Raw genomic sequence first — 22,851 nt, forward strand, 5'->3', positions numbered from 1 at the left:
GAGACTTTTCTTAGTGGCTACTTAAATTTTCTTATAAATCTAGGGTTTATAATTGAACCTTTCATATTATAGAATTCAACTAAATAGATATTTGAAAGATTCACAAACTACAATTATCTTACTTTAACTCTACAAATTCAAATATTTAATAAACCCCGAATTATGCTGTTTCAAATAGTTATTTTTTCTTAACAGGAATCCAAATTTCGCTGTAGTAATTTTCATCTTGGTTGCCTTTAGGATAATCAGCGATGTTGGTGTACATTTCAATATTGTAACCAGCTGCAATTTCATAATCCCTACAATTAGGTAACCATTCTGAGAAGATTTTTTCGTTCTCACCTTGTATAGCTTTCGGCATTGGGCCCTTACAAGCAAAAACTGCCCAGGTGTGTTTAGGAATGATCTTTGTAACAAACCCTTTAGGTATTTCTATAGATGGATTGTAATTATCTGCAATTAAATATTCAAACTCATCTGAACCCATGCTCTCATCTATGCTTACTCCGTACATACCACATACAAAGTCTCCATTTCCTGTCTCATAATGCTCTCTCCAAAACTGTGGAACTTTTGTATTTGCATTATCATATTCAAATACCTTTGATGCTCCCATGATAGTGAACGAATCTTTTTCTACAATTTTGTAATCCATAATATAACCACCTTCCAATGAAAATTTGATTTTCAGCGGAGCAAAGGATTTAATCATTGCTCCATCTTTTCGAACAGCAGTAGGTGTGACACCATGAAATCGAATAAAAGCTTTTGTGAAACTATCTGGTGAATCGTAGCCATACTTCAGTGCAATATCAATAACTTTCTCATCAGTTGAAACAAGCTCACTGCCGGCAAGGGTAAGCCTGCGTTGTCTGATATACTCTCCAATGGTAAAACCACAGAGCATTCCAAATCCCTTTTGAAAGTAAAACGGAGACATAAATGCTTTTTTTGCAATATTTTCTATTGAAATTTCTGCAGTAATGTTCTCTTCAATATAGTTAATAGCTTCGCCAATTCCTTCAAGCCACCTCATAATCATCCCCCCTGTCTGTATATATATCTTACCTTTTTTCAAGTGGTGGTTCCCGACTTTTTGTGCTATGTTTTGTCTTGTCTAAAAGATTATATAAATAACCTATACATGAAATTACTATTTATATCAAAGCTATTAGATTCTACTGTTGCGAGTTTAAATTAATCGTAATTATATGATTAAGCAATGGTTTAAGAAAAAGTGTCTTTAATTTCTAAAAAATAAAATTGCTGTTATCTTACACTATTTAAGCTCTTTAGAAAGCTCAGTTAATGCATTTTCACACAGGCGATACACTCTAATATTGTTTATTGGAAATGCTCCCCATTTTTTGTATAACTTAATTGCAGAATCATTCCAATCATGGCACCACCACTCTAATCTTCCGCAATCCCTATCTTCAGTAAGTTTAGCCAGATACGACAATATTTTTTTCCCAAATCCTTTTCCCCTCATCTCAGGTTCTATGTACAAATCCACCAGATTAATACCCGGTCTTGCCAAAAATGTAGAAAAACTTTGAAAAAACAAGGCGAAACCAACTGGATTGTTATTGTATTCTCCAATAATTACTTCGGCACCGTTTCGATCAAATAAAGAATAATCTAACATTTCTTCTGTCCCTTTAACTTGGTCTAATTCATTTTCATAAGTAGCTAAATCCCTAATAAATTTTAAAATAATCGCAGCATCACCTCTCTCAGCAAAGCGAAGCTTAAATCCTTCAATTCCTGTTTCTATGTATTTCATGGAACTCCCTCCGATTATAAATAATGTACAATAAATTACTATATCGAACTATTATACTTATTCTACCATATAATTACTGTAATAATATGACTGCATCTTTTCATTGCCTGCATAAAAATTAAGTCAAAGACAATTTGCAGCTAAGGCTTGAAGGTGATAAAAGCTTTAGCTAGAGATTGTCTAGCTAGCTTTAGTTGCGTTTAAATTTTATAAAATATGAAATAAGCCACTGAGAAAATTACTCCAGAGCTTCCTAGCTCCTTGGAGACTTTTCTTAAAGGCTACTTAAATTTTCTAGTAAACTTATGGTTTATATTGAGCTCTTTTATTATATGATGCAATTAAATAGGTATTAGGAAGGTACTAGAACACTGAAACTAAAATTATGTTACCTCAACTCTAGAAATTGGAGTTTATATATTTTAGTTGTCTTCAAACTAAGCATAATAAACGTCAAGATTAATCAAAAAACTTCCCCTTATAAAAATTCTCATTGTCAAGTTTCTTTGCAGTCAGCCTGAACATGACGCAGCCATCTGGGCATACAATATCCTTGCTATATTTATCATTGCCACCAATGTTCTCTAAATCTCCGCCACTTCTCACCGCCTCCATGATTGGGAACATGATCATCATAACCTTGGAACAGATACCCTGTCCGTCTGTATTTACGGGGCAGCCATAGGTACAGGTATACTTATCCCCAACTTCCTCGCCGTTTCTACAGTACCGCTCTGTATGGTCACTACGAAGAAACCCAGTTACCTCAATTTGAAATTTGTACTCCTCATCATACCATTTTTTCATGATTTACCTCCAAATTAAAATTTATCAACTTCTTTTTTACACTCATTTTATACACCTTTTATACCAAGTAGGAATGGTATTTTGCATATTATCATACCACTTTAGAACTTCTTTGGCTTGATTTATCATGGTATCAACTTCACTTTGCCCAAATGGAATTGCCCAAGTTATAGATGACAAAGTATTGTTTGAAATGTATAGTGCAAGCAGTCGCCAAAAATCCATTGGTACATTATCATTAAAATAGCCATTTACCATGCCAGAAGCAAAAAGAGGAGATCTTTGTGCACTCCAAACAATTCGATTAAATTCTTCCCATGGATCACCAAAATCAGCTCTATCAAAGTCAATAATTTGCAGTTTGCCCTCAGAATCAATCATCATATTGCCCACATGATAATCCCCATGCTGATAGCATTGTGGACGATTTTGCAGCAAATAGCGGTTCGCATTTATATAGTCAATAAAAGCTTGTCCATATTCATATTTTATGGAGCAATCTTTATACATTTTGATTTTTTGATCAATTTTACTATTAAATCGTACCTCCCACTCCTCCTGCGTATCAGGAGCTTCAATAGAATTAATATGCTTTAATATTTGCCCCGCCTCAATTCCATAAGCATACTGTTCTTTATAAGTTATCCTCGTAAGAACCTCTTCAAAATCCTTTCCTTCAATCCAACTTTGTAAAAAATATACACCTTCCTCACAAGTGCCAAATGCTATCGGCTTACACATAGGCACACCAAGAGACTCCACACGCTGCATCATTTCAAATTCTACCCTCTTACGTTCTTGTTGCTCTGTTTTTGAAATACGTAACAAACATTTTTTCCCATCATGGGCTGTAACGCAATATTTTTTATCTTTTGACCATCCCTTTGTAATCTGTATCCTGGTCTTAAAATCATATGCACACACTCCTACTCATCTCCCTCTAAAAATGCAAGTATTCTATTAGCTAAATAACTCTTTATCTTTTACATATGACTTTTGTATTGCTCTCTTAGATTACGAGAACAAGTTTTTCAGAGTACATTATAAATTCCACTAAGCTTTATCTATCTAGCATTTTTTCAATGTTAGAGAGTTTTTGTTTTATCTCCCTAATTGAGGTATTAAGCCATCCTATATAAAAGATTAATATCAAAAATAATATTAGCTGTCCCATAGTCATGAGTCTTGCCTCCTTCAATACAAAAGTTATTTGATAGTCATATTTTTCTCTGATTTCTGGTTGCTTAATCTATTAGTCTTAATTGAAAAAGTAGGTCAAATTTACTCGAAAACCTATAATCATAAATATAATTAGTTCCCTAATAACTTAAGATTACTATATCTCTCACTCTTCAGAATATCAGTATATTCTTGGTTTATCTCACATAAAAATTCATCGAAAAATGAAACTATAACATAATTAATAATATTGTGAGCTTCTTCTACTGGTATCATTTCATTATTTTTTAATTCTTTTTTAACTATAAACCAATCTGAAAAAGTCATATGCTCTGTGTTACATAATTTAATTGATGATTGGTACTTATCTAAATATTTCATTAACTGTTCTTGTCCTTCTTCTTGATTTATTATAGTATAGTGCTCTCTTAATAAAAAATCTTTAAATAATTCACCATCAAACTTGTCCTTATTTTTTTCAATAAAGGATTTCATTCTTTCATCATATTTATTTAATCCCTTCCTAAAGTTAAGTAATGGTTTATTAAGTTTTTTACCTTCTGCTATTTCTTTGTTTAAATTAATATACTGTAAGCTTCCATCTAGCATAACTAAAACTTTAATTCTTTTATCTTCTTTAAAACTCTCAAATAATGTATATGCACCGATGGAATGACCAACAGCACCTATTTTATTCAAATTCATTTTATTTTTAATTATTTCATCTTCTATATTTAAATTACTAAGTTCATCTAAAATAAATAAAACATCTTTCTTCCTAATACTAATTAATTTTTCTCTTGCTGCTTTAGTATGATCTTTAACAGCTTCATCTTGTTCAACTATTGTTCCATCAGGCAAAATAGTAAATTCTGTATCATAAATATGTCCAATTGTTACCACTATATACCCTTTCGCTACCATCTCTTCAATATTAAACATATAAAAGTCTCTTCCCATACCTAGTCCACCTGAAAATAAGATAACTGGAAACTTTTTGTCTTCTTTTGTAATTGGAGCATTATTAAATGTATTTATCTTTATATTTCTTAAGTATTCCTTTTTCTCTTCATTATTGTCTCCAAATCTCTTAATAAACTCTTCACTATTTGGTTCATATAAGCCCTTGTAATATGGTTTTTCTGATGTATTAAACTCATGATCTGCTTGGTAGAATATACTGATAACTATTTTCCCTTTTTCATTAATTGATAAAAAGCTTTCTGTTCTATCTTTATCAATTAAGACTCTTGTTACTCTTCCTACTTTCATAAGTGTTCTCCTTATTAAATAAATCTCATATCTCACTGAATGGAACTCATTCAGTAATTATTTTTTATTAGCCTTTATTTTAGTATTACCTTAGGATATTAACCTTGCTTTTTAAACAAATTCTACAAAACTTTATCTTAAATGTTTATAGCGTTTTCTACATAAACTCTCAAAGGCACTAATCTCAAAGCCTTCATGTACCTTTATTAGGCAAAAAACAGTTGAATTTTCTATATAATAAAATAATCACAATTCTATTATTAAGATGAATTTAAGAAAAGTGCGTCTTGATTTTTTAATATGTCACCTTTTATCTAACACATAGCTGTAGCATTTTTTTGTCTACTTCATCGAAATACCCTATATCGCTTTCCAAATCCCATAGCATAATTTCAGTCATTTCATTATTCTCTTTGAATCCAGTAATTTTATCAATTTCTGCAAAATACACTGTTCTATATCTTACTTGACTTTTATTTTTATCATATATTTTAAATAGACCTCTATATTCAAGATTAGTAACATTCTGATTTGTCTCTTCAAATAATTCTCTAATTGCACATTCTTTATATGTTTCACCTTTTTCAATTTTTCCAGCAGGAAATTCCCACTGTCTTCTCCATTTGTTATATGCAATCAAATACCTATCTCTACATTTTATAAATGCAAATGAACCTGTAACAGGTTTAAATATATCACTTTCTAGTAAATCTTTTTCGGATACTTCTATGTACTCAAATAACTGTTGTCCACTTTTATTCTCTGCTAGAATCATTTCTTAACCCCTTTCCATTCCCTCAGCCTTGTTTACTACAACGAACTACAATACTTATTCTACCATATAATTACTGTAATAATATACCTGTACCTTTTCATTACCTTCGTAAAATTTAAATCAAAGGTAATTTACATCTAAGACTTGAAACTCTTGAAATCTTTAGCTGTAAAGCGTCTACCTACTAGTTGAATTTTGATTTAAAGACGCATAAAAATAAGATACTAAGAAAATTACTCCAGAGGATACTATCTCCTTCAATAATCTTTTTAGTATCTACTTAAACCTTTTATAAACTTAGAGTATATATTAAGCTCTTTATGTTATGCTATGTAAGCAAATAGATATTTGAAAAATGCAAAATTCCAAAACTAAAGCTATGTAACTTCAACTCTATAAACTGGAATTTGTTAGTCCATTTAAATTATATTTACTTCCTCCATATACCTCTAACAAATTTTCTTCCACCTATTTCATAGATTTTTTTACTCTCTAATTTATAGCTATCTAAAGATATGCAAAATGGTTCTTTATTTTGAATTTCAGACGGTAACACTGCCATATTGAGTACATTTTTGAGCCAAAGAATCGTATATCCATATTATCTTTATAGTAAACTTCTTCTAACTTACTAACCAAGAAACAGGCAAAGTAGTCATAATCAATATTAAAACAAAAGCTTACGCATAATACAGTCATTTTCTCTTTCTTTAAAAACGGTATAACCAACACTTATATAAAGCTTTTTAGCACTTGCATTGTGATTCAATACCCCTAGCCTTATTTCAGTGAGACCTTGAGCTTTTGCTACATCTTCTACTATACGCAATGCTTTATAACCATATCCTTGATTTCTATAAGCTTCGTAAATTAAGAAATCACCAATAAAAGCCTCACCTGGAACACCCTGATTATCCTCATTTATAAACCAAATTATTCCAACCTTTTGTTCATTTACAGTAATATTATATAAATATGTTTCAGGGGTATAAAATCCATCTTTGAATATATCGTTATATTCCCATACTGCAAATTCATGTGCCTCCTGCTTATTATCAAAACGTCCGCTTAGTAGAAGTTGATCTTCATAGTTGGTTACAGCAGGATAAATGTAGTCGTTATAATCTTCCAGTGTCATTTTTTCTAATTTAACATTTTTCATTTTGTTCACTCTCCACTTCTAATGCCTTAACATAATTTTATGCAAATAACCCACGATTTGAATTCCTATTTATCTTTAACTATATGATTTCTTTATTACTCTCTTAGATTAATAGAGTAAATCTTTAAGCTTATATTGAAGACTTAAAGATGCTCTATTTATTGTTAAAAAGTCCATACACAAACTATATAATCTTACTACCTTTCGGATTTACATTAATCATAATTCTTTGGTTAAGGTATATTTTATAACTATTATGAAGCTATAGTTTCTTTGGTAAATACAAGGTTATATCAGCAAGAAGCACAATTTTATTACCATAGCTCAATATAGTTGCTTGGATACCTTCAATGAATTTTGATTTATTTGACTCCTGTAATGTTATATAGGATTTAAGAGAATACTCTTTTTAGCTTATGTGTTTGTCTGTTTTCACTATTACCCATATTAGTAGCGGACCTACAGTAATGATTGAAAATAATGAGTACATATTAGGAAGTACTATTAAATTAATAGCACCTAATATAGTTAAAAAGATTCCTATTTCTATAATTTTTTTTGCACAGTATATATTTGCTTTATCCCATACTTCCTTACTTTTTTGTGATTTTCCAGTCCTAAAGCCATAAAATGAATTTACATTCTTAGGTGGAAAAAGTTTATATACTATACCCAAAATTAATAACAGCAATCCAATAAATGAATGATTAAAAAATAAATCTAAGAAATGCAATAAATCCATTTACATTCCTCCTCTTAAAATAACTAATTTTGTCCTACACATTTAATTACTAGTTTCACTTTAGATTAAATCCTTATATAACTCTATCAAATTAACTTTACCACAAAGTTACTGTAATAATATACCTGTAACTTTCCGTAATCTTCCTAAAGTTTGAATCAAAGGTAATTTAGTTCAGTCACATTTATTTATATTCATTTATATGTTTTAAAACTTTATATGGTAATGTTTAATTTCTATGTTGTCTAATCCATTGAGACCATGTAGTTTTAAAATTGTCATTATTTTCAACACAATACCTATAAAATCTCTTTATTAATTTAACTCTTTGTTCGGAGCGATTCATCAAGAGCTGCTCATCCCTAAGTAGGTTCTTTCCGCCTAGTAAGACCTGCCTATTCATTATATCTTGGAGACTGACATTTTTAGCGTTTTTCATCATATCATACATTACAATAAAAGTAGTTGTTCTTCCTAACCCAGCTTTGCAATGAAAATGTAGCCAGGTATTTGGAAGCAATGAATTAACGAATTTTATAAAATAATCAACCATTCCATTATTAGGCATTTCATTATCTGTTACAGGTATACGCATATATGACATATCATAGCTTTGAACTAAGCTTTTTTCATTTTCAAGTTTTTTAGGTATTAATGTTATATCACCAATATATATTGGCTTGTTTAATAAGATGCCATGTAATCTTGTATTTTCATCAGTTAAAACTGCTTCTTTAGTCAAGCCTTTATTGGCCTTGTTATGGTTATCTGCCCAACTTATCGCTACACCGTTGATGAATCCATGTGATTCTTGCCTTAAATCAACTATAATTATTGGCATAGCATGGCCTATGGATTGTTTAACAAATGCAAGGCCACTTTCAGAAAATTGAGAACTAGCAGATGCGTTTAAATTAGCTAATCCATTTAAGTTTATAACTTTATTATCTTTAAAATTAGCTAAATCAATAGTATTGCGAAAGTTGTCAGGTAACTTTTTTGCATTATCAGAATTTATAACAAGGTGTAACTTATTACTTCGAGATTTATAATAAGGTTCTTGTATCATTTCATCATTTATATGATAGCAATATTCATATAAAAATGGATGTCGATAAGAATACCAGCCATGATGTCCATGTCTAAAATTATCTTCAATTGTATTGTAATTTGTAGAGTTATTTAAAGTTATTTCATTTTGTTTCATATTCATTCTCCATAATAATTTTCCACGTTATATTATATGATGTTAACTAACTTTGTGTTTAGCTACTTCTACCAGTTTTATAGTTTTATTATGGAATTAATGTTTTTTACTATTTAACTTATAGATATCTTATTCTTACCTGTATTCCAGCTCTTGATATAGAATAATATTTATCTAGCTGACAATTGATTAGTATGTCCGATTTTACTATAACTTACAATCTAATTAATTCCTTTCTACCATGTAATTACTGTAATAATATACCTGTAACTTTCCGTAATCTTCCTACAATTTAAACAAAAGCAATTTACAATTAAGACTAAAAAATCTTGAAAACTTTAGCTGTAATTTGTCTACCTATTAATTGAATTTTAATTTTAAGACACAGAAAAACAGCCACTGAGAACATTACTCCAAAGGATACTAGTTCCTTGGAGAATTTTCTTAGTGGCTGCTTAAATTTTCTAATAAGCTTAGGGTTTAAAATCTACTAACCCTTGCCCAATGAATTTGGGTGTAGCATAGTGGAACCGTAAACCTTGTGGTTAGATGGAGTTCTTTTAGTCCCTCCCAAGGAATATCCCAGTATACATAAGACCATTACAATCTAACTGATATCACTGTCATCCATAGCTCTGGGTAACAGCGACAAATGATAAAATTCCTTAACTGAATTCACTACAACTGTTTAATACTTGGGTTGTAAATGTTTGCCCATGCTACATTCCTGTCTATACATCTAAACATTCTGTAAGCTATAGGTTTAAATCCACATTTGGGCCAAAATGTTGAAGAAGCAAGATTAGTTATTCTCCAATCTGTAATTATATTGTTATATCCCTTTTCTTTCATAATCTTATAGCCTTCATTCATTAATTTCTTACCGATACCACTTCTCATTTCGGAAGAATAAGTGCCCGCAATACTTAGCTCTACTCCATCATCGGGTGACATCAAATCTGAATTAATAGTCCCATATACTTGAAATCCTACTTCTTTCATGTCCTTTGTCGCAATGACAACCGTTGCATCATCATCCTCTACTATACCCCTATACCCAGCTTTTATTTGTGCTACAACTTCAGGTAATAAAGGTTCAAAAGTTGGTGACGAACTTTGATAGTACTGGATTATTTGGGACATCCTGCCCATAGCCTCACTATCCATTTTATTGGCAAGTCTAATATCTATATCAGCTACATTTTCAAAAGGCTTGTACTCCTCCATGTTCATTATGGAGTGTACTTGCTGAATAGAGAAGCTTAATCTCAGGAAGGCCTCATAGTACTCTTGACTTCCAAGGGGTACTAAAGTATATTGATTGAAACAACCTTGTTCAAGCCAAATAACTGAAACCTTTGCATAGAGATTCCTTATAAGTTCAGATGATTGACCCCTTCTAATTGCCATTCCCTCATAGGGCACCCATGCATACCTACCTCTTCTACTATCAATCTTTATCTCTCCTATTATATAACCTACTAGTTCCCCATTAGAAAATGCCCCTATCCCTATCACTTTACTATTAACGAACAAATCCTCAAACATATCTGTAATATACTTTATGTTAAGACAGCTATTTTTAAGAAATGAATATAACTTACTCTCAAAATTTTGTCTTTCTATTAGCAAGTCAGCCATTGCAGGTATATCATCAACTGTAATTGATTTGAATTTACACTTGTTCATTTCTATCCCCCCAATTGAATTTACATTTCATAATAAATTATAGCATGCCAAAAAATTATTAAATATGTAAAAAACAATTCCTAATTGTTTTTTACATAAATTCCGAGAATCTAAGTTACAAAAGTTATCAAATGTCACCCCCGACACTTATCACTTATCTACCCAAAGTCGACGTACCTTATAGTGCGCGGTTCTCCTTAACTACTCCAAATGAGATTTTTCCATTTTATTCTTGTGTATATATTCTACATAATTATGGTATAATTCTAAAGTTCAAATTAAAATTCCGTAGTGGATGGCTACGGGGGTCTTGAGCGTTTTATCCCCCTTGGACTATTGGTGAATACATCATTATAGTTAGGGGGTGGTATTGGATTTGCTAGAATTAACTATAAAAAGCTTTGTTACTATTTATATTATTATACTAGTTTTAAAACATAATCTTTTTATTTCTAAGTTAATTACAAAGTATTACTGATAACCGAAAAGGTAAGGCTGTCCCAAATGGCATAACCCCTCCTATAAATGGGGATGCCTTTGATTTGAAGAGAACTTATGCTTTCCGAAAATCTACAATAAGAAAACTTAATGAACTTAAAGCTACTCATGAAGATGTAAATGTTTATCTAAGTACAATTTTGGATGAAGCTATAACAGAGTATTATAATAAAGTCCTTGGAAAAACTCACCCTTCTCCTCCACCTAAGTAACTTTAAAATTACTTTTGATTAAACTATTATATCTTAAGCTTAGTTTCACTTTAAATAAGCACTGACTCTTTGAATAAGTCCGCACTCAGCTTGTATTGTTGCGTTTACAGATCCTTCGATTTTAACATTCAGTATATTGTTATTATCTTTCTCAATTGAAATGTCTCCTCAAAATGTATTCTTAGAGGACTTAACTACTAATTCCTTAATTCCAAACAAATCTACTTCAACAAAAATCGAGTTTACCCTAGCCCTAACCACTTTTGAGGTGGAAACTCTGCATAATAAGGCATGTCAAAGCCTAATGTCACTCTATTCCCTTCATCACTGATACACAATGCCTTAATTTGTGCATTACTCAAATGAGGTACTTCACTATATAAACTTTTTATAAAGATATTTCTATCTAAACAATTAACCCACATACAAATACCTCCACTTTTTTACTAATTTGAAAACCTCATTACTCGTTTATAATTATTTATACCTACGTCTTTTCAGTTAATTATATTTTACCATGGGTTAACTAAATTTTTAGTTAACTCCTTATATGAATTAATGAAATTCTTTACATTTTATGAACATTATTCTTTATTCTCATCGAATAATGTCTGTTAAACTGAATGTAGTAACCTTTCTCAATTCTTCAAGACTTACTTCCACTTGATATCCAATTTTCCCAGCACTAAATATGATAGTATCAAAGTTACCTGCTGATTCATCAATGATAGTTACAAAACTCTTTTTCATGCCAATGGGTGAGCATCCCCCATGTATATATCCTGTAACCTCCAGTAAATCCTTTGATTTAATCATTCTAACTGCTTTCTCCTTAACACTATTAGCAGCTTTTTTAAAATCTAATTCATCCGCTACAGGAACTAGAAATACATAGTATTTATTAGTCTCACCTACAGTTACAAGTGTTTTAAACACTTGCTTAGGATTCTGATTCAAAATATTTGCTACCTCAATGCCACTAACAGCATCTGTATTTGCATAACAATGACTTTTATATTCAACTTTCGCCTTATCTAATAATCTCATTACATTTGTTTTAACTGCCATATATCTCACTCCAAAAATCATAAAATTCTTATCTCTAAGCCTATTTCATTAGTAAAACAGCTACTGTCCATTCTGTGGTTTGCTCCATTCGTGATAAGCTTAAAACCCTTTGCAATTGCACAAAACTTGCCTATTATCAGTTTATCCCCTAGAAATTCGTAGTGGTGCTCTAAGTTATCATAAAACTTTTCTGGAGATTTCTTATTATCACTATAATAAGTGTATTCGCCAATCTCAACATTAGGTCTTTTAGGCAGGTTACTTATATCGCAAACCGTCTTTATATTTTCATTTGGATATAGCTTTTTTTATCTGGTCCCGTTATTGAATATTGGCTCCTTTCAGATGTTCAACCTCATTTACTAGTCTTTGAAGAATCTCTATTCCTTTTCTTGTACAATCTACATCTGTTGATATTAAGGAAATAACCTTATCGACCCTTCCCTTGTAATCGTTTGGTTTGATCTTAAAATCTTCAATCATCTTAACCGCCTTTTTCTCATTTATGCAGTATTCTCTGTTTACTGCAAATAAGACTTGATTAAGTGAAGATATGCTTCGAAAGCAATGCCCGCAAACATAGGATACATCGTCTTTATCTATATTGTTCTCAGCAAACATTAAGGAGAAATCTGCTTCAAACATAAAGAATTCGGCTAACCCTTTCTGCAAAGCGGTTGGATAACGTTCTGCTTGCTTTTTTAATTGATAAAAGTTTTCATCATTAGTGTATTGCACCCTGCTGATTGCCAATTCTCCACGATACATGGCGCTAATATATCCATGAGGATGCCCTGTCTGATAATTGGCAGTAACAATTCCTTGCTCTGTATCTTTAATTATTTTTTCCACCCGTTTTTTATCACGTAAAATTAAGTCAACATGATACCCATTTATGACTAACCATCCACCGCCATTAACCCAATCACCCCATTCTCCGAGAGGTACAACAAGGTTACTTCTATGCTCATCATCCAACTCTGTAGCAAGTTGATTGATAGTAGTTAGGTCAAATGATTCTGAATTGTAATAGATTCCGATATCTATATCTGAATCCTCTGTATTGGTGCCTCTTGCCCGTGATCCCCCTAAGACAATACCTTCTATACAAGGCAAAGAGGATACTTTCTCTATTACTAATTGAATAATATTATCTACCATACGAACACACTCCTTTTTTCAATATCAAAAGCTACATTTTATGTCGGGTTATGCATTTTTGCAATATATTACTTATGTTTTACATTATCCCTCTGGAAATGAGCCTTCAAAGTTTATCTTGAAGGCCTCATTTTTCACATTAGGAGTCTAACCTACTTAGTAGGTTAGACAAAACTAATAATCTCTTTCACAGTCATACCTTTGGTCTATAAACACAAAGTATGCAATGATTATTAGACTAAGTTCAATCCCTTATCTTTGATTTCATAAATTATATCAGCCACATTATCAAGATTCAGAATTGTTTTTCTTAACAGCACCTTTAGCTTTCTGATTTATTTTTTGTGCTTGTTTTCGCTTTTCCTCAGCAGCCTGATCTAATGGTTCGCGTTCTGCAACGAACTGTTAGTATTTTACAGTCTTGTTTCTTCACCACCGCTCATGGTCTGCACATCTAATTAATTAACACCAAGTTTTTCCATAAGTGCAAAATCTTTTTTCCTCCTGTCTAAAATCGTATATTTCCATTTACTGGTTCGCAGGGAAAATCCTGCGATTTAAGCAGGAAGGACTATATGAAAATATAATACATAAATGTTCCACCTCGTCAAAATTTTTCATTTTCTATTTAATCTAATTTCTTAATATCAGTCACCAGAGAATAAATTATAGCAATAACTATTATTAAAACACCTGATATTAGAAACCAATGGTTTACACCCACTCTATCAGCAAACAATCCAGAGAGGATTAAACCAAGTGGCATAGCTAAAGATATAATGCTTCCTGTCAGAGAGAATACACGTCCTAAATATTCAGGTTTAATTTTTTCTTGAAAAAGAGCCGTTTGAACACCGCTATAAAATGGAACTGAAAGCCCCATGATTGCACAGCACACAACAAAAAACACAAATCCATTTGAGGGTAGTAACCCCGAAATGGTCAAACTCGCTCCCATCATAAAAACAGATGCAGTCATTAATATGATTCTCTTTTTAAATTTACCAATTAACCCCAACAACAAGCTACCTGCCAGCATCCCGGAGGCATAGGCAATTTCGGTAATAGATACATGCATAGGTGTTCCAGAAAAATATTCCATGGTGATTAAAGGATAAAGCGCATTGATTGGCATATAAACAAACATATATAGTGTGCCTATAAGTAGTAATGCAAATAATCCTTTGTTTTCTTTCAAAACAGCAAATCCTTCTTTCATATCTTTGATAATATTTAGATTCAAACTTTGCTGCTCTATACTTAGCTTGGGAATGCGTACAATTGCAACCATAACACATGCTATAACAGCACCCAAGACGTCAACAGCTATAATTGCATTTAATTCCCAAACAGAATATAAAAATGCCGCAGCAACAGGACTAATAATATAGCTTATAGACTGCAGGGATTTACTGTAACCAGCACATTTAGTTAGTTGTTCTTCTGGTACTAAAAGAGGAGTAACTGCACTTAGCGCTGGGGAATGAAAAGCCGTTCCAATACTGCGGATAAATAATACTACCATAACCATCCAAACTGGTATCTCCATATACAAAGCAATAATAGCCAGTACTGCTCCAGCTGCAGCAATAATTAAATCAGCACCAATCATTATCTTTTTTCTATCATAACGATCCACTAATACACCTATCACAGTACCAAATACTGCATAAGGCAAAAACCCTACTAATGAAGCAATTGACGTACCATGGCTGATCCTGTTTTTTCTGTAAGGTAAAAAATTATAGCCATTTGCAGGATAGCACTAGTAATAAGTGAAATCACCTGTCCTGTCCATATAGTAAAAAAATACCGTTTCCATTTTAAATTTTCTTTTATCATATCAAATTTCTCCTTGCATTTTTATTGTTGGTTTCATATTAGTTTTAGGCAATAAAAAATGCAGACTAAAATCCGCAATGGAATCTTTAGTCTGCATACCAACGTTAAAAAGACATAGAGAAAAAACGCATAGCATCAAATAGCTACACTCCCCCCTATCCATGTCATAATACGTAAAATAAACACAACAAAAAAAGCCCACCATTGTGGATGTTTTTAACACTTTTTTATTGCCTGCTTATCTTAAACGTACTGAATACATAGATATATGTCCTCCTTCAATTCAACAAATTTATATCATTTTATCATAAATAATGTATTCATGTCAAACTACACTTAACTTTTCAAATTTAATATAAGAAATTAGTATCTAAGTATTGGCACTACCAAATTTCAAAACAATTTCATCACCAATAAATTTGTGTTTTTAAAATATAAAATAAAGCTGGTTAAAAGTAATATATAATTACCCTAGCCAGCATCCATATTACTATTTAATTTCGCATTCAATCTCTGTTCTATCAATCAAAGTTACTTCAATCTTATGTAAATCAAACACAGTTACCTTTTCTATAATCCTAAAAAACAAATCTATATCAAACATATCCTTTGTTTCACTAGTTAATTTCCCTTTACGTTCTTTAACTGTATAGTAGCAACAACAAGGACATCAATATTTTTGATACGCTCTCATTTCAATATACCTTTTTACTTTCCATATTTTACATATATATTATAAATTTTATATCAATCTTTTAAATGCTAAACACCCCTATCAGCATAATTACCTTTACAACTCCCTTATTTCTTCCCACGTTATAGGGTGTTTCTAGCTTTTCCATAAAATTAATTATCTTTATGTCATTATTTTGTCTCTCAAAAAAATTACTTTCAATCTGATGTGCTAAAGTATTTCTGCTCCAACCATTCTTCATAGTTTTTTCAATATACCATAGTCTCTTATCTATATTTTAACTTACTCAAGCAAAGTAATGTTGTGATACCACGTAATTTGTGCAAGTAACTCTTGCACAAATTTGATATCCTTATATTGCTCTGAAATCTTTCTCATATACTTTAAGTTTCTAGATGAAAACCCTTTCTGGTCTGGAAACTCAGCTTTTATTTCTTTTGCAATATTATCAATTACATTAGCTCCCCAACCTTTTTTATCTTGATATTTTAGTACTATATTTCCTATATTCCAATATAGGATTAAAAGCTCTTTATTTACAGCTAATAAAGCTTTTTGCATTAGTGGATTAAAGTTATTCTGTATTTCTTGAAGGCTCTTTTCCATTTCAAATTTCAATTTATCGAGTTGTTTACAAAAAAAGCAAATTGATATTGAATGTCTAATGGCGGTATCATTACTGGAATTTGTATTATCCGATTTAAAATAACTCTTTTTAATGCTACAACTGATACATACTTATTTCCAACTAAATCAACAACTTCTTGTGACATCATATAATATCAAGGAGGATTAACAAGGATTAGGGTATATTTATTTTCTTCTTCATACATCTTTGATTGAGCATCCATTTATCTAACATTTGGGTTATCTAAACTGTGAAGCATAAGGTTCATTGATCCTTTAGCATTATATCTATTAAAGTCTGTTTATCAATTTTATTTTTAATACAAGCTTACCCTATTTGAACAATACTTTGAACCTCTAATTGCTTCAAATTACTTTACTAAACATGTAACTAAAAAAACTCACGATAGAAAATAGGCTATTCCCATAATTTGTTAATTACCCTTAGGTTAATTAAACAACAAATGCCTGTTTTTACACGTTCTTTTAAATACCTAGCAATTACAAGGCATCCCAGATACTTTTTTAGGCAAAAAAGTTGAATGTCCTATATAATCAAAATCAACGTCTGTATTAGCCAGACGTTGATTTTCTAAATTAATACTCTATAGCATCACACTCTATTCTACTTCAACAAGGAGTCCTCTAGATGATCTTCTTACTAGATAACTTTGATAAGCAAGTTCATTTGCTAATAGTTTTCTTCCACCATATCCATATTGCCACTCAACAGTTGAAAAGGTTACAACAACCGTCCCTTTACCGTAAGGATATTCTATCATAACTGGTCTATTCTGCCCATCAACAAGAATTACTCCAGTTCCTGCTGGCAAGTTAGTAAAATATCCGTGGGATGATGAGTTCCATCCATCTAAATCATTTCTGTAACCCTGATCTAGGATTTGTCCACAATTACCACCAAAGCAAGGAAGTGCAGCGGTAATTATAGGGTGGGAGCTATTAGCTATATTGTTGTAATCAGTGTAATCTCCTTGATACCTAAGTCCCCCTACAAAGGTAGCACCTGCAGCACTAGACTCAGCCCAAGCTAAATTTGCAGATAATACACCACCATTTCTTACAAAATCCTCAATAGAAGCTAGAATTACTCCATTTGGCATTATATTCGCATAGTAGTTATCAAATTGTGCAGATGGAATTATTATTTCTTTAAATCTAGATAAATTAATAGAGCCAATTTGGTCTGAGCTTATGGTGCAAAAATTTACTCCTTGTGCTTGAAGTTCATTAGTCACAGAATTGTATCCCCAAGAAGGATTATCTTGAATTAATAGCACAGTTTCATTACCTGTGCAAGTGTTAACAGTTAAAGCTTGTATTTTTTCTTGCCTGCCTTGAAAATAATCTTTTGAAGTGCTCTTAATAGAATTTAAACTCTTCATATTTGTCACCTTTTATTTTTATTAGAGATTTTACTCCCTAATATATACTATGTTAAGAAGTTTAGTCTTGTTCCTTAAAACCTTAGCTGGGTTTTAACTTAAAGTATCCCATGTGGGCACATTTTTTATATGAAAGTAGTTGATAATGTACCTGTTAATTAAATTGTAAATCGCAGTTGAAGTATGCCTTTTTATCTAAGTCTAAAATTCCCTAATGAAAATCATCACCTAAAACTCTTCCATAAATTTCAATTATTTTTATTTCTTCATATAATCAACATATTATTTTTGTATACTTTCATTATTATTAAGTTAAATTCTGAAAAAATGATGATCAACTAGTCAAGTGCTATAAAAAGGAAAGTAATACTTAACCTTTGAATAATGCAGATTAAAATCCATATAGCACTCATTATAAAGTTTATAAAAAAGCAAGTTATTTTTATTCACATAGGTAAAAAAGTGTTTTTATCTGTGTAAATATCTTTCTAGGAGGGAATTTATGAGTATTAAAAAAGAGAAAATTAAAGTCTACGACATGACCTGTAACTCATGCGAAAGCAGAGTTGAAAAAGCCATTAAGCATATTGATGGTGTAATTTATGCTAAGGCTAGTTACAGTGGCCAATATGCAGTTATAGAGTATGATGATACCAAATGTAAATTAGACAAAATTAAAGCATCGGTTAAAAAAGCTGGATATAATACAGAAGACTCAAATGACTACAAATTTATGGGAATACTCATTGTTGTAGCTGCTATAGTATTACTTGGAATGAAAACTAGTGGATTTGATATGGAGGCTAAACTTGCCAATGCATCATATGCTGTTTTATTCCTAGTTGGAGTTCTCACCTCCATTCACTGTGTAGGCATGTGTGGTGGAATAATGCTTTCTCAAAGTTTAACAAAAGTAAGCAAGAATAAATTTGAAGCTATAGAACCGGCACTTATGTATAACTTAGGTAGAGTTGTATCCTACACAGTCTTGGGAGGAATAATTGGTGCTCTTGGCTCAGTATTCTCTCTTTCAATTGCCACCCAATCTGCTCTACAAATATTTGCTGGTGCATTTATGATTATAATGGGCCTTAATATGACTGGCTTTAGTGCTTTTAGAAAACTTAATATTAAGTTACCTTTTTCTTCTTGTAAGGTGAAAAATAAACCTAGAACCCCATTCTTAGTAGGTTTATTAAATGGACTAATGCCTTGTGGTCCGCTTCAAACCATGCAATTATTCGCTTTAGGGACAGGCAGTGCTACAAAAGGTGCTTTATCAATGTTTATGTTCTCCCTAGGAACAGTACCTCTCATGTTAACTTTTGGTGCAGTATCGGGGCTTTTAAGTAAAGGTTACACAAAGAAAGTTCTTAAGTTTAGTGGAGTTTTAATTATAGTCCTTGGTCTTATTATGGGAAACAGAGGCTTTACCTTAGCAGGGATAAACCTTAATCCCTTAACAGCCGTTGAAAATATAACAGAAGGATTATCTAGCAGAACTTCAAGCAATGCTAGCAGCTCAAGTAATTCTACCAAATCACCTAGTGATAATGGTTCTAAGGCTATTATAAAAGATGGAGTTCAAACCCTTAATATGACAGCTAGCAACAGAGGTTATACCCCTAACGTATTATATGTACAAAAGGGAGTTCCAGTTAAATGGGTAATTGATGGACAACAAATAAATTCTTGTAACAATGCTATTGTAGCTCAATCTATAAAAGTTGAAAAAAAACTAAAGAGTGGTGAAAATATAATTGAGTTTACTCCGGGAGATAAAGACATAAACTTTAGCTGTTGGATGGGAATGATAAGAGGAAAAATAAAAGTTGTAGACAACCTAGACAGTGTAGAATCATCCTCTAGTTCAAACTCAGGCTCTGAAGTAAAACGAAGCATTTATGGCACTGATATTAGTAAAGCTAAAACTGAACTTTTAGTAAATAAAGCTGTTAAAGCTAATGAGTCTCAAGTTGCAAAATTCAATGGTATTGGTTATGAATTTCAGCCATTAATAGCTGTCACTGAGAGCAATTTAAAAACAAAGGTTACCTTTGTTTTAAGTAACTTTGATGAGGCAGAAAGTGAATTTAATATTTTAGATGGTACTACAACTGAAGAAGTTACTTCTTTTGATGGGAAAAAAGGTATTAATGAAATAGAACTTAGTCCTAATAAGTCTGGATTTTATATGATAGTTAAAGATGATTCTATTTTAGGTATAATACAAGTGGTAGATAACCTAGACAATGCTGACTTAGAGGAAATCCGTAAAACATATATTAAATAAAACTTTCATATTTATAATTAAAAGGAATCTGTAAGCCAACCAGATTCCTTTTAATTTCATTTTCTATAGACTTTTCTGAAAATATTAAATTTAGTAAAGAAATATATTATAATTCACTTCATCTTCATAGCATCTACATATGTTTGTATTACAATATAAGTATAGTAAAGTTAATCAATACCCCATCCCAAAATTGGTTAACATTTCACTAAGTTAATAATAATTCACATTGTGTTAAGGAGTAGTCAGATGATAAATTTGACTACTTTTTAGCTTTTTAAAAATATTACCTTTATGTTGGAAGCTCAATAATAAATCGGGTAAAAGTTCCAACCTTACTTTCAACTCTAATATTACCACCATGAGCCTCCACTAAGTTCTTTGTTATAGTAAGCCCTAGACCTGTTCCACCTGTAGTTTTATTTCTTGATACATCACTTCTATAAAATCTTTCAAATATATGAGGTAAATCTTTTTCAGGAATGCCTTCTCCATTGTCTTCTACTACAATAATTACTTTATTTTTAATTTTTGATAGAGAAATTTTTACTAGCCCTCCTATACTAAGATACTTAAAAGCATTAGATAAAAGATTATAAAGAATTTGTTTGAATTTATCTACATCCATTAAAGCATATACGTCATTTTGAAGATTGGTTATAATTTGAAATTCATTCTTTTCATATAAAGGGATAAAGGTTTCTACAACTTTCGTTATTTCCTTAGTAATATTTTGCCTTGTTTTATTTATAGTAATTTCTGGCTTTTCTAATTTAGAGAGGTTTCTTAAATTATCAACAAGCTTTGTTAGTCTTTCTAATTCCTCATAAAATACCTCTAACCTTTCTTTAGTTGGCTCCCATACACCATCAATTAATGCCTCCACATGCGTTTTTAAAGTAGTAAGCGGCGTTCTGATTTCATGTGCCATATCTGAGGTTAATCTTTTTCGAAGTGCTTCCTGCTGCTGCAGGGTTTCTGCAAGATAATTTATAGAACTTGATAGTTCTTGTATCTCTGTTGTATTAGTGTTTACGCTAGATCTCACTGTTAAATTTCCTGTTCTCATGGTATTTGCTATTTCTTTAATTTTCACTAATGGTTTTGATATCTGTCTAGATAAAACGAAGCTCACTGCCAGACCTAAAATAAGAGTTATTACCATTGATACAATAAAGGATTGACCTAGTGTCATTTTAAAAGTTATAGCGGCATTACTTAAGTAAGAAGTTCCAAAGTATCCGATGGTAACTTTTCCAAAAGCTTCATTATCTTTTTTTATAATCAACTTTTCTTCTTTATAGTCTCCTAAGTTTAAACTCCCCATATTCCCCATCATCTGACCCATTCCTCTACCCATCATAGTTTCCATCATATTCCTGTGCCTCAGATGAGCATCTCCAGAGGTATATACTTTATTATCATTAATATCTACTATTTCAATATATAATTCATTTAATTCAGCGTACCTTCTGATTTCATCATATTTAAATCCTTGAAACTTATTTTTCTTAGAATACATGTCTTCAATTGCTGCTACAACTTCATTTATTTTCACCCTATGCTCTTCAACTAAATATTCGTTAAATCTCTTAGTTATCATTAAATTAGAAATTAAACTTGTAATTATTAAAGAACAAATAACTACAGCTAAAAATCCTAAAGAAAGTTTTCTCTTTAAAGACATGTTCATTAATGTTTTCCTCCAAATCTATATCCAACTCCATATACAGTGGTGATATAATCAGGACATTTGGGATTGTTTTCAATTTTTTGTCTTATGTTTTTTACATAGGTATCTATAGTCCTATCAAAACCTTCATAATCATATCCAAAAGCCCTTTCCACCAACCGCTCCCTAGAGAACACTTGTCCTGGATTAGTTAATAATGATATTAAGACCTTAAATTCATAAGGAGTTAGAGTAACCTCATTTCCCTTTTTAAATACCCTCATTTTGGGAACATCTACTTCTAAGTCACCATCATTGAAGACTAAGTGCTCAGCTAAAGGACTTTCTTCCCTATATGCTCTTCTAAGAAGTGCTTTTACCCTTCCTACAAGTTCTCTTGCACTAAAAGGCTTTGTTAGGTAATCATCAGCGCCAATTGCTAACCCTTCTAGCTTATCCTCTTCCTCCACTTTTGCTGTAAGCATAATAATTGGCACATGTGAAGTTTCTCTTATTTTAAAACAAACTTGTTCTCCCGATATTTTGGGAAGCATCAAATCTAATATTACTAAATGAAATGTATCTATCTTAAACACTCTAAGAGCTTCTTCGCCATCTGATGCTGTTGTCACTTCATAATTTTCTTTTTCGAGATAGGCCCTTACAACCTCCAATATTCTTTCCTCATCATCAACAATTAATATTTTAAACTTTTCTTTCATAGTTTCCTCCAAATTATTACATAGGAATTTTTCATATTTA

19 protein-coding genes and 2 pseudogenes are annotated in these 22,851 nt (G+C 31.4%); 2 read left to right on the forward strand and 19 right to left on the reverse strand.

Features of this window, described 5'->3' with window-relative positions; all coding sequences use genetic code 11:
• Window positions 1–178: 178 nt before the first annotated feature.
• The 10 genes from J2Z44_RS13125 to J2Z44_RS13170 all read right to left on the reverse strand — a co-directional run bounded on the left by J2Z44_RS13125 (window position 179) and on the right by J2Z44_RS13170 (window position 10,619).
• Window positions 179–1,036 (reverse strand): AraC family transcriptional regulator, encoded by an 858-nt coding sequence (locus J2Z44_RS13125; RefSeq protein WP_021285385.1) that lies wholly within the window; start codon window positions 1,034–1,036, stop codon window positions 179–181.
• Window positions 1,037–1,279: 243 nt separating this feature from the next.
• Window positions 1,280–1,786 (reverse strand): GNAT family N-acetyltransferase, encoded by a 507-nt coding sequence (locus J2Z44_RS13130; RefSeq protein WP_021285384.1) that lies wholly within the window; start codon window positions 1,784–1,786, stop codon window positions 1,280–1,282.
• Window positions 1,787–2,245: 459 nt separating this feature from the next.
• Window positions 2,246–2,593 (reverse strand): TIGR04076 family protein, encoded by a 348-nt coding sequence (locus tag J2Z44_RS13135; protein WP_021285383.1) that lies wholly within the window; start codon window positions 2,591–2,593, stop codon window positions 2,246–2,248.
• Window positions 2,594–2,635: 42 nt separating this feature from the next.
• On the reverse strand, window positions 2,636–3,517 hold the full coding sequence (locus tag J2Z44_RS13140; RefSeq protein WP_021285382.1) for an aminoglycoside phosphotransferase family protein: 882 nt from the start codon (window positions 3,515–3,517) through the stop codon (window positions 2,636–2,638).
• A gap of 387 nt (window positions 3,518–3,904) precedes the next feature.
• Window positions 3,905–5,044 carry an alpha/beta hydrolase gene (locus tag J2Z44_RS13145; protein ID WP_021285380.1) on the reverse strand — a complete coding sequence of 380 codons (1,140 nt, stop codon included), beginning with the start codon at window positions 5,042–5,044 and terminating at the stop codon, window positions 3,905–3,907.
• 310 nt (window positions 5,045–5,354) lie between these two features.
• Window positions 5,355–5,819 carry an NUDIX hydrolase gene (locus tag J2Z44_RS13150; RefSeq protein WP_209649650.1) on the reverse strand — a complete coding sequence of 155 codons (465 nt, stop codon included), beginning with the start codon at window positions 5,817–5,819 and terminating at the stop codon, window positions 5,355–5,357.
• A gap of 667 nt (window positions 5,820–6,486) precedes the next feature.
• Window positions 6,487–6,981, reverse strand: coding sequence for a GNAT family N-acetyltransferase (locus tag J2Z44_RS13155; RefSeq protein ID WP_021285378.1), 495 nt, complete (start codon window positions 6,979–6,981; stop codon window positions 6,487–6,489).
• Between the two features lie 409 nt (window positions 6,982–7,390).
• A complete protein-coding gene (locus J2Z44_RS13160; protein WP_021285377.1) occupies window positions 7,391–7,723 on the reverse strand; it encodes an SdpI family protein in 333 nt (110 codons plus the stop codon).
• A 229-nt stretch (window positions 7,724–7,952) separates the two neighbouring features.
• On the reverse strand, window positions 7,953–8,930 hold the full coding sequence (locus J2Z44_RS13165; protein WP_021285376.1) for a phosphatase domain-containing putative toxin: 978 nt from the start codon (window positions 8,928–8,930) through the stop codon (window positions 7,953–7,955).
• A 678-nt stretch (window positions 8,931–9,608) separates the two neighbouring features.
• A complete protein-coding gene (locus tag J2Z44_RS13170; RefSeq protein ID WP_021285375.1) occupies window positions 9,609–10,619 on the reverse strand; it encodes a GNAT family N-acetyltransferase in 1,011 nt (336 codons plus the stop codon).
• Between the two features lie 542 nt (window positions 10,620–11,161).
• Between J2Z44_RS13170 and J2Z44_RS13175 the strand changes: the two genes are divergently transcribed.
• Entirely contained in the window at window positions 11,162–11,329 is a 168-nt protein-coding gene (locus tag J2Z44_RS13175) for a hypothetical protein (protein ID WP_021285373.1), read from the forward strand.
• Window positions 11,330–11,571: 242 nt separating this feature from the next.
• On the opposite strand, the gene J2Z44_RS13180 is transcribed toward J2Z44_RS13175, so the two are convergent.
• The 7 genes and pseudogenes from J2Z44_RS13180 to J2Z44_RS13205 all read right to left on the reverse strand — a co-directional run bounded on the left by J2Z44_RS13180 (window position 11,572) and on the right by J2Z44_RS13205 (window position 18,124).
• Complete coding sequence (locus tag J2Z44_RS13180) at window positions 11,572–11,754, reverse strand: hypothetical protein (protein WP_021285372.1); 183 nt, start codon at window positions 11,752–11,754, stop codon at window positions 11,572–11,574.
• A 172-nt stretch (window positions 11,755–11,926) separates the two neighbouring features.
• The gene (gene ybaK / locus J2Z44_RS13185; RefSeq protein ID WP_021285371.1) at window positions 11,927–12,397 is read right to left on the reverse strand and encodes a Cys-tRNA(Pro) deacylase; all 471 of its coding nucleotides are present in this window, start codon (window positions 12,395–12,397) and stop codon (window positions 11,927–11,929) included.
• A gap of 62 nt (window positions 12,398–12,459) precedes the next feature.
• A pseudogene (locus J2Z44_RS21575) lies at window positions 12,460–12,681 on the reverse strand (acetyltransferase); the annotation flags it as partial.
• A gap of 37 nt (window positions 12,682–12,718) precedes the next feature.
• On the reverse strand, window positions 12,719–13,558 hold the full coding sequence (locus J2Z44_RS13190; RefSeq protein ID WP_021285370.1) for a nucleotidyltransferase domain-containing protein: 840 nt from the start codon (window positions 13,556–13,558) through the stop codon (window positions 12,719–12,721).
• 628 nt (window positions 13,559–14,186) lie between these two features.
• Window positions 14,187–15,397, reverse strand: a pseudogene (gene mef(A), locus J2Z44_RS13195) (macrolide efflux MFS transporter Mef(A)).
• Window positions 15,398–16,376: 979 nt separating this feature from the next.
• Window positions 16,377–16,700: a DUF1016 N-terminal domain-containing protein gene (locus J2Z44_RS21585; RefSeq protein WP_021285365.1), complete on the reverse strand. Its 324-nt coding sequence runs from the start codon at window positions 16,698–16,700 to the stop codon at window positions 16,377–16,379.
• Window positions 16,701–17,341: 641 nt separating this feature from the next.
• Window positions 17,342–18,124: a hypothetical protein gene (locus tag J2Z44_RS13205; protein ID WP_021285364.1), complete on the reverse strand. Its 783-nt coding sequence runs from the start codon at window positions 18,122–18,124 to the stop codon at window positions 17,342–17,344.
• Between the two features lie 502 nt (window positions 18,125–18,626).
• On the opposite strand from J2Z44_RS13205, the gene J2Z44_RS13210 reads away from it, so the two are divergent.
• Complete coding sequence (locus J2Z44_RS13210) at window positions 18,627–20,417, forward strand: urease accessory protein UreH domain-containing protein (RefSeq protein WP_209649652.1); 1,791 nt, start codon at window positions 18,627–18,629, stop codon at window positions 20,415–20,417.
• A gap of 292 nt (window positions 20,418–20,709) precedes the next feature.
• Here the strand turns inward: J2Z44_RS13210 and J2Z44_RS13215 are convergent, their stop codons facing one another.
• Both J2Z44_RS13215 and J2Z44_RS13220 read right to left on the reverse strand, forming a co-directional pair.
• Entirely contained in the window at window positions 20,710–22,110 is a 1,401-nt protein-coding gene (locus J2Z44_RS13215; protein WP_209649653.1) for a sensor histidine kinase, read from the reverse strand.
• Window positions 22,110–22,811: a response regulator transcription factor gene (locus tag J2Z44_RS13220; protein WP_021285359.1), complete on the reverse strand. Its 702-nt coding sequence runs from the start codon at window positions 22,809–22,811 to the stop codon at window positions 22,110–22,112. The genes J2Z44_RS13215 and J2Z44_RS13220 overlap by 1 nt, the downstream gene beginning before the upstream one ends.
• Window positions 22,812–22,851 lie beyond the last annotated feature (40 nt).

The organism is Clostridium punense (genome assembly GCF_017874425.1).
Classification (GTDB): Bacteria; Bacillota; Clostridia; order Clostridiales; family Clostridiaceae; genus Clostridium_J; species Clostridium_J punense.